This is a genomic window from Pseudomonas sp. SIMBA_041, from assembly GCF_046535095.1.
Lineage (GTDB): Bacteria > Pseudomonadota > Gammaproteobacteria > Pseudomonadales > Pseudomonadaceae > Aquipseudomonas > Aquipseudomonas mucoides.
The window spans coordinates 1-239 of record NZ_JAWRXJ010000890.1 but is presented as its reverse complement, the minus strand read 5'-3'; the positions used below and the strand labels follow the sequence as shown (position 1 = coordinate 239).

The 239-nt window shown below is 41.8% G+C and carries 1 pseudogene; it reads right to left on the bottom strand.

The features are described from left to right. Positions 1–239, bottom strand: a pseudogene (locus SB725_RS33710) (sodium-dependent transporter); the annotation flags it as partial.

Genomic DNA, 239 nt, shown 5'->3' with positions numbered 1-239 from the left:
CATAACATCAGCCGTTAGTTTGCTAAGATCTGGCGTAAATAGGTAAGCAACTGCTTCACCGAATCCACCGTTCATCACGTTATAACCAACGATAACGAACAGAATCACACCCAATAACGGCATTAAAATCTTAGCTGTTTTTTCGATACCACTTGTCACACCAATACCAACGATGACAGCGGTTAAAATCATAAATACCGTATGCCAGATCGTCAATGTGCCAGCTGATGCAAGCATAG